12 protein-coding genes are annotated in these 15,977 nt (G+C 74.8%); 3 read left to right on the top strand and 9 right to left on the bottom strand.

Annotation, left to right across the window (positions count from 1 at the left end):
- Positions 1–459 precede the first annotated feature (459 nt).
- The 3 genes from ABTY61_RS13880 to ABTY61_RS13890 form a co-directional block, all read right to left on the bottom strand.
- Entirely contained in the window at positions 460–2,205 is a 1,746-nt protein-coding gene (locus ABTY61_RS13880; protein WP_502895300.1) for a DEAD/DEAH box helicase, read from the bottom strand.
- Between the two features lie 169 nt (positions 2,206–2,374).
- Positions 2,375–2,581, bottom strand: a complete 207-nt coding sequence (locus tag ABTY61_RS13885; RefSeq protein ID WP_196949043.1) for a cold-shock protein — start codon at positions 2,579–2,581, stop codon at positions 2,375–2,377.
- A gap of 305 nt (positions 2,582–2,886) precedes the next feature.
- Entirely contained in the window at positions 2,887–4,992 is a 2,106-nt protein-coding gene (locus ABTY61_RS13890; RefSeq protein WP_350505194.1) for an MMPL family transporter, read from the bottom strand.
- A 609-nt stretch (positions 4,993–5,601) separates the two neighbouring features.
- On the opposite strand from ABTY61_RS13890, the gene ABTY61_RS13895 reads away from it, so the two are divergent.
- From ABTY61_RS13895 to ABTY61_RS13905, 3 genes are all read left to right on the top strand, one after another.
- The gene (locus tag ABTY61_RS13895; RefSeq protein WP_350505195.1) at positions 5,602–6,495 is read left to right on the top strand and encodes a phosphotransferase enzyme family protein; all 894 of its coding nucleotides are present in this window, start codon (positions 5,602–5,604) and stop codon (positions 6,493–6,495) included.
- A 170-nt stretch (positions 6,496–6,665) separates the two neighbouring features.
- Positions 6,666–7,649 (top strand): polysaccharide deacetylase family protein, encoded by a 984-nt coding sequence (locus tag ABTY61_RS13900; protein WP_350505196.1) that lies wholly within the window; start codon positions 6,666–6,668, stop codon positions 7,647–7,649.
- A 46-nt stretch (positions 7,650–7,695) separates the two neighbouring features.
- Entirely contained in the window at positions 7,696–8,538 is an 843-nt protein-coding gene (locus tag ABTY61_RS13905; protein WP_350505197.1) for a DUF1963 domain-containing protein, read from the top strand.
- An 87-nt stretch (positions 8,539–8,625) separates the two neighbouring features.
- On the opposite strand, the gene ABTY61_RS13910 is transcribed toward ABTY61_RS13905, so the two are convergent.
- The 6 genes from ABTY61_RS13910 to ABTY61_RS13935 all read right to left on the bottom strand — a co-directional run bounded on the left by ABTY61_RS13910 (position 8,626) and on the right by ABTY61_RS13935 (position 15,599).
- On the bottom strand, positions 8,626–9,396 hold the full coding sequence (locus ABTY61_RS13910; protein ID WP_350505198.1) for an exonuclease domain-containing protein: 771 nt from the start codon (positions 9,394–9,396) through the stop codon (positions 8,626–8,628).
- A 197-nt stretch (positions 9,397–9,593) separates the two neighbouring features.
- On the bottom strand, positions 9,594–10,847 hold the full coding sequence (locus tag ABTY61_RS13915; RefSeq protein WP_350505199.1) for a Dyp-type peroxidase: 1,254 nt from the start codon (positions 10,845–10,847) through the stop codon (positions 9,594–9,596).
- Positions 10,848–10,992: 145 nt separating this feature from the next.
- Entirely contained in the window at positions 10,993–12,939 is a 1,947-nt protein-coding gene (locus ABTY61_RS13920; RefSeq protein WP_350505200.1) for an FtsX-like permease family protein, read from the bottom strand.
- Positions 12,936–13,694, bottom strand: a complete 759-nt coding sequence (locus ABTY61_RS13925; protein WP_350505201.1) for an ABC transporter ATP-binding protein — start codon at positions 13,692–13,694, stop codon at positions 12,936–12,938. The genes ABTY61_RS13920 and ABTY61_RS13925 overlap by 4 nt, the downstream gene beginning before the upstream one ends.
- Positions 13,695–13,750: 56 nt before the next feature.
- Positions 13,751–14,278 carry a GNAT family N-acetyltransferase gene (locus ABTY61_RS13930; RefSeq protein WP_350505202.1) on the bottom strand — a complete coding sequence of 176 codons (528 nt, stop codon included), beginning with the start codon at positions 14,276–14,278 and terminating at the stop codon, positions 13,751–13,753.
- Positions 14,279–14,324: 46 nt separating this feature from the next.
- Positions 14,325–15,599 (bottom strand): DUF5919 domain-containing protein, encoded by a 1,275-nt coding sequence (locus ABTY61_RS13935; RefSeq protein ID WP_502895302.1) that lies wholly within the window; start codon positions 15,597–15,599, stop codon positions 14,325–14,327.
- Positions 15,600–15,977: the final 378 nt, after the last annotated feature.

Here is a 15,977-nt window from a genome sequence, read left to right on the forward strand (position 1 = left end):
CCCGCTGCAGTTGCCGACCGCGCTCCAGCCCACGGCGAAGGCGGTGCAGGCGGGTGCGGCCTGGGCGGTGCCGGCCGGTGCGGCCACGGCGGCGGCTCCTGCGAGCAGGGCGGTGGTGAGCAGAGCGGAGGTTCGGCGCATCGGGACGGTGGTCCTTCCGGGTCGGCGAATCACGTCGACTCAACAGCTGTCGCCTCGTGGTGACTGTGCGACAGTTGTGTGGGCCGCGTAAAAGAATCGGGGGTGCGCGGTCGGCCGTCAAGCGCTGGTTCAACGCACGCTACGGCGGATTCACGCCAGCTGCCGACATCCGCCCCGATCAGGCCGCGCGGGGGCGGCACGGAAACCGGGCCCGATCCGGTCCGGAGGAACGCCGCGGGCCCCGCGAACTCCCCCGGTGACAGGGGGGTTCGCGGGGCCCGCGGGAAGTCCGGTCGGGGCGCGGGGCCCCGGCGGCGGTCAGTCGAACTTGCGGCGCTGGCGCCCGGTCCCGTAGTTGGCGCCGGACTGGGAGCCGCTGCCCGGCCGGGCCCGGCCGGAGGAGCGTCCGATGAAGCCGGCGGCCTGCGGACGCTCGCCCTGGGCGGCACCGCCGAGGCGCTGCTTGGGGCGCGGGCGGCGCGGGTTGCCGTTCATGTCGACGTCGGCGGGCAGCCCGGAGCGCTTGGCGGGGCGGCGGCGCGGGTTGCCCGACTTGCCGCCGGCGGCCTTGCCGTCGGCGGAGGCGGCCTGGGCCGCGGGCTGGGCGGTGACCGGGACGGCCAGGGCGACCGCGACGCCGCTGGGGGTGCGGGCGCCGGTGATCCGGGCCAGGTCGGCGTCGCCGGGGCGGATCTTGGTGACGGTCGGGCGGATCCCGGCGACCGTCATCAGCCGGTTGACCTCGCGGCGCTGCTCGGGCAGCACCAGGGTGACGACCGTGCCGGACTCGCCGGCCCGGGCGGTGCGGCCGCCGCGGTGCAGGTAGTCCTTGTGGTCGATCGGCGGGTCGACGTTGACGACCAGGTCCAGGCCGTCGATGTGGATGCCGCGGGCGGCCACGTTGGTGGCGATCAGCGCGGTGACCTCGCCCTCGCGGAACTGGTCCAGGACCCGGTTGCGCTGCGGCTGGGACTTGCCGCCGTGCAGGGCGGCGGCCATCACGCCGGTGGCACGCAGCTGCTTGGCGAGCCGGTCGGCGCCGTGCTTGGTGTGCACGAACATGATCACCCGGCCGTCGCGGGAGGCGATGTGCGCGGTGGCGGAGGCCTTGTCGGTGGGCTCCAGCTGCAGGACGTGGTGGTCCATGGTGGTGACCGCGCCGGCCGAGGGGTCGACCGAGTGGGTGACCGGGTCGGTCAGGAAGCGCTTGACCAGCCGGTCCACGTTGCGGTCCAGGGTGGCGGAGAACAGCATCCGCTGCCCGCCCTCGGCGACCTGCTCCAGCAGCCGGCTGACCTGCGGGAGGAAGCCCATGTCGGCCATCTGGTCGGCCTCGTCGAGGACCGTGATGGCGACGTCCGACAGGTTGACGTCACCGCGCCCGATCAGGTCGTCCAACCGGCCGGGGGTGGCGACCAGGACCTCGGTGCCGCGGCGCACCGCGTTGGCCTGCCGGCTGATGCCCATGCCGCCGACGACGGTGGTGATCCGCAGGTTGACGGCGGTGGCGTACGGGGTGAGCGCCTCGGTGACCTGCTGGGCGAGCTCGCGGGTGGGCACCAGGACGAGCGCCAGCGGGTGCCGGGAGTCGGCGCGGCGGCCGGCCGTGCGGGCGAGCAGCGGCAGGCCGAAGGCCAGGGTCTTGCCGGAGCCGGTGCGGCCGCGGCCGAGGACGTCGCGCCCGGCGATCGAGTCGGGCAGGGTGGCGGCCTGGATCGGGAAGGGCTCGGTGACGCCCTCGCGGGTGAGCGCGGAGAGGATCGCCTTGGGCATGTCGAGCTCGGCGAAGCCGGCCGCCGGGGGCCGGGCCGGGGTGCCCTCGACGACGGTGAAGTCGGCGGCCTCCGGGACGGCGGTGCGGCCGGTCTTCGGGGCGCCGGTGCGGCCCCGCGGCTTGCGGGCGCGGTCGGCGCCCTCCCCGGTGCGGCGGGCGCGCTCGGGGTTGTCGCCGTTGCGGCGGGGGCGGCCGGTGCCGCCTTCGGCCGTGCGGTCGGCCGAGCGCGCGGCGGAACGGTCGGTGGTGCGGTCGCCACGGTCGCGGGGCGTGCGGGCAGGGGTGGTCACGGGTTCTCCGTCAGTCGGTCGGCAGCCCGCGCTCGCGGGCTGGTCGGCCGTCTGGGTTGAGTGCGCCGCCCCGGCCGTACGGCGGCATGAACAGGGGCCCGCACCGTTGCCGGTGCGGGCCCCTGCCTCACGAGATCAGAGGATCACGTGTCAGCGTAGAGGCTGAACGTCAGGCGATGACCTGGATGTTCTCGCCCTGCGGGCCCTTCTGGCCCTGGGTGACGTCGAACTCCACACGCTGGCCCTCGACGAGCTCGCGGAAGCCGTTGGCCTGGATGTTCGAGTAGTGGGCGAAGACGTCCGGGCCGCCGCCGTCCTGCTCGATGAAGCCGAAGCCCTTTTCGCTGTTGAACCACTTCACGGTGCCGGTAGCCATAACCGTCTCCTCATACTTGGGGCATCAGGGATTCACACCTCGTGAATCCCCAAGTAGCCGCGATCCCCATCCGGAGACTGAAACACCGGACAAAACAAATGCGCCTGTTGGTTGGAACCAGCAGGCGCACACAAGCGTTCATGGGAACCAAAACTGCAACTGACTCGACTGTAGCACGGCGACACCCCGATTGACCGGGCACTTTTCTGCTGAACAGATCACGTTTGGCCGCCCTGGAAACAGGGGACGGCGCCCCGCCGGAGCGGGGCGCCGTCTGCTGTCGGGCCCGTGGCCGGGCCCCCGGGTCAGTGCCGCCCGGCCGGCTCCGGCAGGCCGTGGGCACCGGCCACCGGGGCGTGGCCCCCACCCGGGCGGGCGTCGCCGCCGTGGCCGGGCCACCAGGCCTTCTGGCCGAGCAGGGCCGTGATGGACGGGGTGAAGAACATCGCCATCACGAAGGCCGCCAGCACGATGCCGAAGGCCAGCGAGAAGCCGAGCTCCATGAAGAGCACGTTGCCCGCGAGCATGAAGGTCCCGAACGAGGCCGCCAGGATGAAGCCGGCCGCCGCGACCGTCGGGCCGCCGTGCTTGATGGCCTCGCGGGCCGCCTCGCGCGGGCTGCGGCCCTCGCGGGCCTCCTCCCGCAGACGGGCGATGATCAGGATGTTGTAGTCGGTGCCGATCGCCACCACGAAGAGGTAGATGAAGATCGGCAGCATGAACATCAGCCCCGCCTCACCCTTGATGTTCTGGAACAGCAGGGTGGTGGCGCCGAGGGTGGCGCCGAAGCCGAGGCCGACCGAGGCCATCAGGTACCACGGCGCGACGATGCTGCGCAGCTGCAGCCCCAGGATGATCATGATCAGCAGCGCCGCGATCGGGAAGACCAGCGAGTAGTCGTGGATCATCGCGGCGTTGATGTCCTTGAAGATGGACGTCATGCCGCCGACCAGGGCCTTGCTGTCGGCCGGGGCCGCGGCGTGCGCGGCGTCGCGCAGCTTGACCACGGTGTCGATCGCCTCGTTGGTGGCCGGGGCGTCCTTCAGCTCCACCGAGAAGTCGGCGGTGGTGCCGTCCTTGCTGATGCCGCGCTCCGCGGTGGGCATGTTCACCTTGGCCACCCCGGCGACCCCGCCGAGCCGGTCGCCGAAGGCCTTGAGTTCGCCCTCGTTCAGCTTGGCGCCGTTGGTGCTGGTGAGGAAGACGTGGCTCGGGTCGGTGGCACCGGCCGAGAACGCGTTCATCAGCTTGTCCTGGACGACCATCGACTCCTTGTCCTTGGGCATGGAGCTGCCCGCGAGGTCGTAGGTGCCGGTGTAGTTGACGCCGGCCAGGGCCAGGACGACCAGCAGGCCGCCGGAGACCAGGGCGACCAGGCCGGGCCTCTTGCCGGTCATCCGGCCGAGCGCGGCGAAGCGGGCGTTCTGGGGCTCCTGCATCCACTTGCGGCCGGGCCAGAACACGGCCCGGGAGGGGATCACGGCGAGCACGGCCGGGGCCAGGGTGAGCATGACGGCCGCGGTGGCGAGGACGGCGATGGCCAGGGCCGGGCCGAGCGCGGTGAACATGCCGAGGCTGGAGAGGATCAGCACCGCGAAGGCGACGGCGACGGCCCCGGCGGCCGAGGCGATCGCCTCGCCGACCCGGCCGACCGCGTTGGCCACGGCCTGCTTGCGGTCGTCACCGGCCCGCAGCCGCTCCCGGTACCGGAACGCCAGGAAGAGGAAGTAGTCGGTGCCGACGCCGAGCACCACGATGATCAGGATCGCCGAGGTCATCGGCGTGGTCTGCAGGTCGAACGCCTTGACCGCGTCGTTGATCAGGCCCTTGGCGACCGGCATCGCGACCACCAGCGAGAGCAGCACCGGCAGCAGACCGGCCAGGATGCTGCGGAAGATGATGCCGACGATCAGGATGACCAGCAGCAGGCCGCCGACCAGCACGATGGAGTCGGTCGAGCCCGAGGACTCCTTCTGGTCCAGCTGGCTCGCCGCGTCACCGCCGACCTGGAACTTCAGCCCGGTGCCCTCGGCGAGCTTGGTGCCGTCCTCGCGCAGCTTCTTGGCCGCCTCGGCGAACTGCGGGTCCTGCTGCTTGCTCTGGTCGATGGCGACCTGGGACAGCGCGTACTTGCCGTCCTTGGACTTCGACTGCTCCAGGACCGGCAGGACCTGCTGGACCAGCGGGATCTGCGCGTCCGTCAGGCCCTTGACGACCTTGTCCATCGAGGCCTGGTCGTCCTTGGTCAGCTGGCCGCCGTCGGTGCGCTCGAAGAGCAGCAGGGCGGACGGCGTGAAGCTGGACGGGAAGGCCCGCCCCTGGAGCTCCGCGGCCTGGATCGACTCGTAGTGAGTGGGCAGGAACTTCGACTGGTCGGTCTGGTCGACGACCTTCGCGGCGCTGATGGACACGATGACCGCCCCGACGAGCCATGCGGCGATCACCCACCAAGCGCGGCGAACGACGAATTGTCCTAGTCGGTGGAACATGCTCGATGCCTCCTGGGCATGGTTCACCGCAGCCCTTGGGGGACGGGACGCTGGGCGACGGCAGGACCGGGCCGGGGACGCACGCTGGCGCCCCCTAGCCGGTCGGCAGGTAAGTAGGTCTGGGCGTCATCCTACGAGTACGTGCTCGCCGTGCGGCAAGGAGCCCCGTGTTCCAACCCCCGTACGGGGCCGCCCCGAACGGCCCCGACCCAGTGTCTCCCGGCCGCACCGCCCGCTGCCTCGTGCTCCGGGTGGAGACTTCTCCCCCTCAGGGTGGAGTCCACCCCCTACCTCCGAGGAGGAGGACTAAGGGTCCGGGGGTGGGGATAGCCCCACCCCCGGACCCGGAGCGGAACCGGGGGCGCGCCCGCCGGCAACCCGGAGCTGCGCCCAACTATCGCCCCCGTCGGGTCAGTTGAGCTACTGTCGGGAAACCCGCCGACGGCCCCGCCGCCCACGCGCCGCCCGGTGCGCCATGATGACCACCGTCCGGGGTTCCCCGGACGGACGACGGCGGAACGGAGCCCAGCCATGATCCCCTTCGACGAGGCCCGCGCCCGGTTGCTGCTCGCCGACGCCTGCGCGAGCGCCGGACTGCCCGCCCCGGACGGGGCCCGGCTGCTCGCCCTCGGCGAGAACGCCGTCTTCGACCTCGGGGACCCGGCCGTGGTCGCCAAGGTCGGCCGCGGCCCCGAACTGTACGACCGGGCGCGGCGCGAGCTGACCGTCGCGCACTGGCTGGCCGGGCAGGGCGTCCCGGTGGTCCGCCCGTACGAGGCGGTGGCGGCCGGGCCGCACAGGGCGCACGGGCACCCGGTCACCTTCTGGCACCGGCTCGCCCCCGCCGTCCGCCCGGCCCGCCCGGCCGACCTCGCCCCGCTGCTGCGCGCCCTGCACGCACTGCCGCTGCCGCCGTTCCCGCTCGGCGGGCGCGACCTGCTGGCACCGGTGGAGCGCTGGCTGGCCTCCGCCGAGGGGCAGGTCGACCCGGCGGACGTCGCCTTCCTGCGCGGGCGCCGGGACGACTTCGCGTCCGCCCTGCCCGGTCTCGTGCCGGAACCGGCCCCCGGGGTGATCCACGGCGACGCGCTGCCGCGCAACGTCCACGTCGGCCCGGACGGGCCGGTGCTGCTGGACCTGGAGACCTTCTCCCAGGACCTGCGGGAGCACGACCTGGTGGTCCTCGCGCTCGCCCACGACCGCTACGGCGTGCCCGAGGACGACTACCGGGCGTTCACCGAGGCGTACGGCCGGGACGTGCGCGACTGGTCCGGTTTCGCGGTGCTGCGCGGGGCCCGGGAGACCGCCAGCGCCTCCTGGGTCGCCCAGCAGGCGGCCGGGAACCCGGCGGCGCTGGCGGAGTTCCGGCGCCGGGTGGACTCGCTCCGGGAGGGGGCCACCGGGGTGCGGTGGTACCCGTTCTGACGGCACCCGGTACCCCCTCCGACCGGCGGACGCCAAACCCCTCGGATGTGAGAAGACTCTTAAGGCGCAACGGTCCGGCGCGCAACCGGGACACGTACGATCGGCGTCCTATCGCACAGTCATCCTGACCGAGGGATCGGCCCCCTTCTTGCCCCTCAGGAGCCGCCGCCATGCACCGGACCCCCACCCGTCGCAGCCCCCTCCCCCCGACCCGTGAGGCCGTCGGCCGCCGACGGCTGATCGCGGGCTGCATCGCGGTGGCCGCCCTCCTGGGCCTGACCGCGTGCGGCACCGCCAGCGGGGCCCTGCAGCCCACCGCGGCCGCCACCGCCTCCCCGCAGCAGCAGCCGACCGGCACCGGGGCCGCCACCATCGCCCCCGCCCCCGACTCGGACGCCGCCGGCTCCGCCCCGGCCGCCCGGCCGGCCGCCACCACGCCGCGCACCCCCGCCGGGTCGGCCACCGCCGGGTCGGCCACCACCGGCGGGGCCCAGAGCCAGACCCAGGCCCCGGCCACCGGCACGCCCGCCGCGCCGCCCGCGCACCCCGGCCCCGCCACCAAGGTGATCGGCTCCACCGCCTCCGGCGGCCGCACCGTCGCCCTCACCTTCGACGACGGCCCCGGCCCGGCCACCGGCCAGATCCTCGACCTGCTCGCCCAGTACCACGTCAAGGCCACCTTCTGCGAGATCGGCCAGAACGCCGCCGCCAACCCGGCCCTGGTCAAGCGGGTGCTGGCCGAGGGCCACCGGCTGTGCGACCACAGCGTCCACCACCCGCAGCCCTTCGAGAAGCTCCCGCACGACAAGGCGGTGTACGAGATCTCCGCCGCCCACGACATGATCGTCAAGGCCGGCGGGCCCGGCACCCGGATCGGCTGGTTCCGCGCCCCGGGCGGCGGCTTCAACGCCGACAACGAGCACATCGCCGCCGGCCTCGGGATGTCCTCGCTCGGCTGGTCCGTCGACCCCCGCGACTGGTCCCGCCCGGGCGTGCCCGCGATCGTCTCCACCGTGCAGAGCCAGCTCAAGCCCGGCGGAGTGATCCTGATGCACGACGGCGGCGGCGACCGCAGCCAGACCGTGGCCGCCCTCAAGCAGCTGCTGCCCTGGCTCGTCGCCCAGGGGTACACCTTCGACTTCCCGGCCGCGTAAGGGTGTTGGGCCGCCGCCGACGGGCCTGGCCGTAGGCTGGGGCGCCGTGACCGACCCCGCGCCCGACCCCGCCGACCTCGTCGCCGCCGTGCCCGGCCTGGCCCGCTACCTGCGGCCCGCCACCCTGCTGCACCCGTACGCCGCCCCGCCCGACGCCGACCTGCCCGACACCGACCTGCCCGACGCCACCGCGCCCGGCAGCCGGATCGGCGGCCCGGCGCGGTGGCCGGCCGGCCGACCCTGGCCGCACTGCACCGCACGGCACCCCGAGGAGGAGGACGGCTTCCCCCGCGGGGAGCCCGGACTCCCCGCTCCCGCGACGGCGTTGGTCCCGCTCGCCCGGATCCGCGCCCAGGACGCCCCGCACCTGCCCTGGCCGGCGGCCGCCGACCTGCTCCAGGTGCTCTGGTGCCCCAACGACCACGACGACATCCAGGGCGAGCGCTACTACTACGGCCCCGCCGTCGAACTCCACTGGCAGCGCGCCGCCGAGCTCGCCCCCGCCACTCCCCCGGCGCCCCGGCACAGCGCCGAGCCGTACCTGCCGCAGCCCTGTGCGCTGCGCCCCGAACAGGTCCTCGACCTGCCCGACCGGGACGAGCTGCCCGGCGAAATCGCCCGGGCCGTCGCAGAGTTCGCCGAGCGGCAGGGCCTGGAGTACGAACGGGACCACGGCCGCGCGGACGGCTGGAAGCTCGGCGGCTGGCCGTCCTGGCACTGCACCGACCTGATCCCGGTCGACTGCCGCTGCGGGGCCCGGATGACGCTGCTGCTCACGGTGGAGAGCGGCGACGACCCCGGCCTGTCGATCGGTCGGCACGGCGAACTGCACGTGTTCGTCTGCCCGGTGGACCTGGCGCACCCGGTGGGGCTGGACATCCAGGGCTGAGCCCTCAGGGGCCGAGGCCTCAGGCGGCGCCCCGGTCGAGGCGCAGCCGGTAGACCTGGCGGGAGCCGCCCTCCGGGCCGGGCCCGGTCATCCCGTCCGGCCCGGCCGGTCGGCCGCCCCGTCGCCCTCCTCACCGTCCACGCCGTCCACGCCGGACGGTCTGGACGGCCAGCGCGGGTCGACCACGGCCTGCGGGTCCTTGCCGCGGCGCAGCCAGGCCTGGAGGCCCTCGGCCCACTCCCGGTACCAGCCGATCTGGCGCCGGTGCAGTTCGGCCGGTGCCACCTCCCCCACCTCGGCCGGGTAGCGCCCGGCCAGTGCGACGGCGACCCGTACGGCGGCCAGCGCGTCGCTGCCCGCCTCGTGGGCGTCCGTCAGCTCCACCCCGTACACCTCGCACACCCGCTGCAGGGTGCGCGAGCCCTTGCGGTACTTGTCGACGGCCCGGTCGATCACCAGCGCGTCCAGCACCGGGCCGACCGGGGCACCGAGGCGCTCGGCGAGCGTGGGCAGGCCGTAGCGGCGCAGCTCGGCGTCGAGCAGCGAGAGGTCGAAGGGCGCGTTGAAGGCGACCACCGGCCGTCCGTCCGCGATCCGCGCGCAGAGCGCTGCGGCTATCTCCTCGACCGCCTCCTTGGCCTGTCGCCCCCTGCTGCGTGCCAGGGCGTCCCCGATCCCGTGGATCGCCTCCGCCTCGGCGGGGATCGGCACGCCGGGATCGAGCAGCCAGTTGGCGGCCTCCACCCGGACGGCGCCGACCGTGTCCACGAGCGCGGCCGTGACGATGCGGTCCACGGCCGGGTCGGTGCCCGTGGTCTCCAGGTCGAAGCCGACCAGTGGCTGCTGCCACCAGCTCATCAGGTGTGTCCTTCCGTTCTCCGGCGAAACAGCCCCCATCATCACCCGCCCCACCGACAACCCGACCGGCAGGGGAGCCGGTGCGGGCGGTCACGGGTGGGCGGTCGGGGTCGGGGCGCCGGGCCGGGCGGCCGGCTGCGGGCGCCGACGGAAGCTCTGACTCCGCTTCCCTGCTTGGCCGTTGGGCGGCCGGCCGGTCAGGGTGCGAGGAGGGTGCGGCCGAGCTGGTCGGTGCTGTCGCGGACGCCGGGGAGGACGTAGAAGTAGCCGCCGCCGGTGGGGCGGAGGTGGCGGGCGAGGGGTTCGGTGTCGAGGCTGGCCTGGACGGCCTCGAACTGGCGCCGGACGTCCTGCTGGTAGCAGCAGAAGGCGAGGCCGAGGTCGGGTTCGCCGTCGGGGTCGAGGCCGCGGTCGAAGTTGAAGCCGCGGCGCAGGATGCGGCTGGGGCCGGCGGCGTCGGTGCGGGGGTTGGCGAGGCGGATGTGGGAGTCGAGGGGGATGACGGCGCCGTCGGGGTCGTGGGTGTAGTCGGGGGTGTCGGTCTCGACGGCGGCGCCGAGCGGGGCGCCGTCGCCCTTGCGGCGGCCGATCGTCCGCTCCTGCTGGTGCAGCGGCACGTCGTCCCAGCCCGCGGCCAGGATGCGGATGGCGCGGACGACCTGGTAGCTGCCGCCGGCGGCCCAGGCGGGTTCGTCGCCGCCGTCGCCGACCCAGACGAGTTCGTCCATCTGCCGGGCGGATCCGGTGTCGGGGTTCTGGATGCCGTCCTTGAAGCCGAGCAGATTGCGGGCCGAGCCGGTGGGGCGGGGGCGGTTCTGGAAGCCGTCGAGCTGCCAGCGGGGCCCGGCCAGGCCCTTGGTGGCGCGCAGCAGGTCGCGGACGGCGTGCTGGACGGTGTCGCGGCTCTCGGCGCAGACCTGGAGGCAGAGGTCGCCGTGGCATTCGGCGGGGCGCAGGGCGTCGACGGGGAAGGCGGGCATGGCGGTGAGGCGGCGGGGGCGCCGGTCGGTGAGGCCGTAGCGGGTGTCGAAGAGCGAGGCGCCGACGGAGACGGTGACGGTGAGGTCGTCGGTGGGCAGGACGGGGCCGAGGGTGCCGCTGTCGGCGGGGGCGCTGTCCGGGCCGGGGTCGGGCGGGGTGCCGCCGGTGGTGAGGAAGCGGATCCGGTCGGTGAGGGTGCGCAGCAGGGTTTCCAGGGCGGCCCGGTCGCGGGCGGTGACGTCGAGGGCGAGGAAGGTGGCGTAGCCGGGGGGCGGGTTGAGGATGCCGGCTTGGTGGACGCCGTGGAACTCGATCCGTCCGCCCGGTGTGCGGGCGGCCGCGGCGGCGGGCGGGGCGGGCAGGGCGAGGGGGGCCGCGAGGGCGGTGGAGGCACCGAGGGCGGTGCGCAGCAGGCTGCGGCGGGTGGCGCGGGGGTGTTCGGAGCCGGTCGGGTGCGGGCTGTCGATCATGGGATCGGACGCTACGACGGCTCGGCCCCGGCGCGCTGACGAGCACGCCGGGGCCGAATAGTCCTATCGAATGACTACTGGTGGGTCATCAGCCGTACGGGCTACCACCGGGCCGCCGCCGGCCCGGGCGCCACCGGCCGCAGGCCTACCGGGCCGCCGCCCGTCCGCTCAGCGCGAGCCGGCTGGACAGCACGCTGGACGCCACCGCGAGCGCCAGGCAGAGCGCCGCGCCGACGCCCAGCGGCAGCCAGGGCAGCCGCAGCGCGACGCTCGCCTGCCCGGCCAGGATGCGATGGTTGAGCAGGGCCGTGGTGCCGTACTGGGTGAGCGCGGTGACGGCGAGGGCGAGCGCGGCGGCGGTGGCCACCACCAGGACGGCCTCCAGCGCGACCATCTGGAGCACCTGGCGGCGCACCGTCCCGGCCAGCCGCAGCACGGTGAAGTCGCGGCGCCGGTCGGCGACGCTCATCACCATGGTGTTGACGATGGCGATCAGCGCGTAGAGCAGGGCCGGGCCGAGGATGGTGGTGGTGGCGATCCAGGCGTAGTGGGCGTTCGGGTCCGGCCCGGGGTCATGGGCGTCGGTGAGGACGCCGCCGAGCCGGTCGGCGGGTTCGGCGCTGAGGTGGACGGCGCCGGGGCGGGCGCCGGCCAGGTGGCCGGCGACGGCGTCGCCGCTGAGCAGGACCTCGTCCAGGCCGAGCTGGGTGCGGTAGACCAGGGCGAGCCGCAGGCCGGTGACGGTGCCGTCGGCGAGGCGCAGGTTGACCTGGTCGCCGAGCTTCCAGCCGTGGCCGCGGACCTGGTCGGTGGAGGCGGCGAGGGTGGCGCCGCGCAGGTCGGCGGCGGCGCCCTCGACGGCGGGCAGGGTCCAGGCGGTGGCGAGGTCGCCGTCCACCACGGTGGCGGCGGACGGCGCGCTGGCGGGCGAGTCCTCGCTGTGGTCGTCGAAGGCGGGCCGCTCGGCGCCGAGGCCCATGACCACGGTGGAGGTGGTGGCGGTGGCGTGCAGGCCGGCCTGTCCGGCGGTGAGCCGCCGGGCGGCGTCGGCGGGCAGCGGGCCGGCGCCGGGGCGCAGCACGTACCGGGCCGCCGCGGTGGCCCTGGCCTGGGCGGTCATGGCGTCGGCGAAGGCGGCGGTGGAGCCGACCGCGGTACCGGCGAGCGCGATGGTGAGGAAGGCCGGGGTGGCGGTGGAGACGGTGCGGCGCACCGCGGTGAGCGCGTTCTGCCGGGCGAGCAGCGGGGCGGCGGCGGTGAGCCGGGCCAGCGGGGCGCTGAGCAGCCGGACCAGCAGCGGGACGACGACCGGCGCGAACAGGGCGATGGTGGTGATGGCGGCCAGGTCGGCGCCCATCACCCACTGGGAGGCCAGCTGGGGGTCGTCCGGCTGGTCGCCGGGGGCGGGCGGCATGCTGGACGCCGTCAGGTAGTAGCCGACGGTGCCGACGAAGCCGAGCAGCCCGAGCACGGCGAAGGCCCAGCGCGGCCCGGTCATGACCGCGCGGTCGACGGCGGCGTCGCCGAGCGCCTCGACGGCCCGCACCCGCCCGGCCCGGACGGCGGCGGCGACGGCGCCGAGCAGGGCGACCACCAGGCCGACGGCGGCGGCCAGCAGCATCGGCCCGGCGGCGGGCCGCGCGGTGAACCCCTCGGGGGCGGCGCCGCGGGCCACCAGCCAGGCGGCGAGCGCGGGCGCGCCGGGCAGCGAGAGCAGGCAGCCGCTGACCGCGGAGACGAGGGCGACGACGACGGCCTCGCCGGTGATCAGCTGGACGATCTGGCGGGGCGTGGCGCCGACGGCGCGCAGCATCGCGATCTCCTGGCGGCGCTGGGCGACCGCGAACGCGAAGGTGCCGGCGACCACGAAGACCGCGACGAAGGCGGCCATCGCCGAGGTGAACTGGAGCACCTTGTGCAGCGAGGGGGCGCCGAGCGGGGAGTCGTCCCCGGCGGTGTCGTTGAGCAGGCTGCCGGTGGTGGCGACCAGGGTGACGCCCAGGGTGAGGGCGACGTAGGAGCCGGCGAAGGCGGCCTTGCGGCGGCGCAGGCTCGCGGCGGCCACCGGCAGCAGGGTGCCGAGCGAAGTCATGCCGCCGTCCCCGTCGTCTCCAGGGCGGTCATCCGCTCGGCGACCTGCTGGGCGCTCGGGTGGGGCAGGTCGTCGACGATCCGGCCGTCGGCGAGGAAGAGCACGCGGTCGGCGTAGGAGGCGGCGACCGGGTCGTGGGTGACCATGACGGTGCTCTGGCCCTCGCGGTCGACCAGGTCGCGCAGCAGGGCGAGCACGTCGCGGCTGCTGGAGCTGTCGAGGGCGCCGGTGGGCTCGTCGGCGAACAGCATCCGGGGCTTGGTGATCAGGGCGCGGGCGATGGCGACGCGCTGCTGCTGCCCGCCGGACAGCTGGGAGGGCAGGTGGCCGGCCCGCTCGGCGAGGCCGACCTGGGCGAGCGCGGCCCGGACCGCTGCCCGGTCGGGGCGGCGCCCGGCCAGGCGCAGCGGCAGGCCGACGTTCTGCTCGGCGGTGAGCGAGCCGACCAGGTTGAACGCCTGGAAGACGAAGCCCAGTTGCTGCCGGCGCAGGACGGTCAGCTGGGTCTCGCTCAGGCGGGCGAGGTCGGTGCCGTCCAGCACGACCCGGCCGCCGTCGGGGCGGTCCAGGCCGGCGCTGCACTGCAGCAGGGTGCTCTTGCCGGAGCCGGAGGGGCCCATGACGGCGGTGAACGTGCCGCGGTCGAAGGTGACGTCCACCCCCCTGAGCGCTCGCACGGCCTCCGGGCCGGTGCCGTAGGTGCGGTGTACGTCTTCGAGGCGCAGTACGGCCCCGTCATCCCCCGTGATCTTCACGAGGGCTACACCTACCACGGGCACACCCGCCCTGACCAGGGGTGATGGGGGAATCGTTACGACGCGGGAAGGAGCCCGCCCGGCCGCCGGGCCTCGGCGCGGACCTCCTCCTCCGACCGCTCCGGGGTGGCCCCGGGGGCCGGGCGGTGCATGGTGACGTCGATCGGGTCCTCCTCGACGACCGTGAAGCCGTGCCGTTCGTACAGCCGTTGGGCGGCGCTGCCCCGGAGGACGACCAGGCGGACGGGCTCGCCCGCGGCGTCGGCCTCGGCGAGGAGGTGGCGCAGGACGGCGGTGCCCAGGCCGCGGCCCTGGAGGCGGGGGGCCAGGTAGAACAGCTCCAGGTGGCGGCCGCCGTGCTCGTCGGGGCGGATCGTGACGCAGCCCGCGAAGGCGCCTTCGACCAGCAGCACCGACGTGTACCGGGTGGAGAAGGACTTCCGCACCCGCTCCCGGGAGCGGTCCGGGTCCCAGCGGCCGAGGCGTTCCAGGTCGGCGCGCATGACCTGGGCCTTGAGCTCGACGATGGGTTCGAGGTCCTTGGACCCGGCGGGTTCCAGGGTCCAGGCGGGGAGGCTGTTCACGGCGCGCAGTGTTCCACCGGGGAAGCGCCGCTGACCAGCGAATATCTCAGGACACGTTCCGGGAGTCGGCCCAGACCCCCTCGAACTCCTCGCGGTAGACATCCAGCAGCCCCGGCTCGGTGCCGCCCGGCTGCTGCCCGGCGCCGCCGCGCAGGATCAGCGCCGGGGACTCCATGCCGCGCGAGCGGCGCAGGTAGGGCTGGATGACGCCGAGGTCGCGGCCGGCCCGGCGGCCGGCCACCGGGCCGGTGGGGCGGGGGCCCTCGACCAGGTAGGCGGTGAAGCGCGGAGTCTCGTCGAAGACCCGGATCTCGAAGCCGCCCTGGTCCCGCAGCCGGGCCCGGACCCGGCGCACGTGCATGATGTTCATCTCGATCGAGCGGGACAACTCGCCCCGGGAGAGCCCGAGTTCGCGTTCCCGGCGGCGGGTGGCGCTGCTCGCCGGGTTGAGGAACAGCAGCCGGACCCGGCAGCCCTCGCCGGCCAGGCGGACCAGGCGCTTGCCGGTGTAGTTCTGGCAGAGCATGCCGAGGCCGATGCCGAGCGCGTCGAGGCGCCGGGCACCGTCGAGCAGGTCCTCGACCGGCAGGTCGCGCTGCAGCCGGACCCGGTCGGCGTGCACGGCGACCACGTCGGCGTAGCGTCCGGCGACCAGCGACTCCACCACGTCGGCGGGCACCCCGCCCGCGCCGCCGTCGAGGACGGCGAGCAGCCGGGCGGCGGCGCGCTCGGTCTGGGCCAGCACGGTCTGGGTGAGCACCCGGTTGCGGGAGACCACGTGCCGGGCCACTTCCAGTTCGTCCAGGGCGAGTTCGATCTCGCGCCGGTCGGCGAGGTAGGGCTCGAAGCAGGGCCAGTGCTGGACCATCAGCTCGCGCAGCTGGGGCAGGGTGAGGAAGACCAGCGGGTCGTCGTCGGCGGGGTCGAGGAGGTAGCCCTTGCGGCGGCTGACCTCGCGCACGGCGCCGGCCCGGTGGGCCCACTCCTCGCCGGCCGGGCCGGCTGCGGCGGTGACCCAGTCCTCGCCGTGGGCGGGGGCGTAGATGGGGTGCAGCACCTCGTCGACCAGGGAGCGCAGCCGCTGTTCGACCAGGTTGAGCCAGACGTAGGCACGGCCGGACAGCCGGACCCGCTGGTAGGACTCCTCCCACTCGCCGGCCGACCAGGCGAGCGCGGGGACCTCCACCGGTCCGCCCTGGGCCGGGACGAGGGCGCGGCCGGTCATGGTGGGGCGCATGACGACCGTGGGCGCCTCGCTGCGGGCGCCGCTCCGGTCGGGGCCGTCGGGCCCGGAGCCACGGCCGCCAGCGGGGAACACCATGCGCCACCTCATCTGCGGCTGACCCCCGCGGGCGCGGGGACCGTTGACGGGCCGTTGACTAGCACCGGTCGGCCGGGGCGGCCGGACGATCAAGGGTACTGCCCGCCGCGCGCCGCCCGCAGCCGGTTGGACGACGGGGCCCGCGCGCACCACCGGCCCCACTCTTCACACGAACGCGGCCCCACTCTTCACACGAACGCGGCCCCACTCTTCACACGAATGCCCGCCGGACACCCGTTCGGACCAAACCCGGCGGTACCTCCCGGCTGTCGGGGAAGGCCTCGGGGAGTATCTCGGGGAGTGCGCGGGCTGTGCCGTGCGTCACGGACCCTCGGGCCGCACATGCCCGGCCGCCCGGCCGGGAAGAGAGCGTCCGGG

Source organism: Kitasatospora sp. NPDC096128, assembly GCF_040303105.1.
In the GTDB taxonomy this organism is placed as follows: domain Bacteria; phylum Actinomycetota; class Actinomycetes; order Streptomycetales; family Streptomycetaceae; genus Kitasatospora.

What these genes read in the sequence shown, in the direction of transcription:
- ABTY61_RS13920 (WP_350505200.1), bottom strand. Translation starts at nt 12,939, where the DNA reads ATGACTTCGCTCGGCACCCTGCTGCCGGTGGCCGCCGCGAGCCTGCGC.
- ABTY61_RS13885 (WP_196949043.1), bottom strand. Translation starts at nt 2,581, where the DNA reads ATGGCTACCGGCACCGTGAAGTGGTTCAACAGCGAAAAGGGCTTCGGC.
- ABTY61_RS13935 (WP_502895302.1), bottom strand. Translation starts at nt 15,599, where the DNA reads ATGGTGTTCCCCGCTGGCGGCCGTGGCTCCGGGCCCGACGGCCCCGAC.
- ABTY61_RS13915 (WP_350505199.1), bottom strand. Translation starts at nt 10,847, where the DNA reads ATGATCGACAGCCCGCACCCGACCGGCTCCGAACACCCCCGCGCCACC.
- ABTY61_RS13900 (WP_350505196.1), top strand. Translation starts at nt 6,666, where the DNA reads ATGCACCGGACCCCCACCCGTCGCAGCCCCCTCCCCCCGACCCGTGAG.
- ABTY61_RS13895 (WP_350505195.1), top strand. Translation starts at nt 5,602, where the DNA reads ATGATCCCCTTCGACGAGGCCCGCGCCCGGTTGCTGCTCGCCGACGCC.
- ABTY61_RS13910 (WP_350505198.1), bottom strand. Translation starts at nt 9,396, where the DNA reads ATGAGCTGGTGGCAGCAGCCACTGGTCGGCTTCGACCTGGAGACCACG.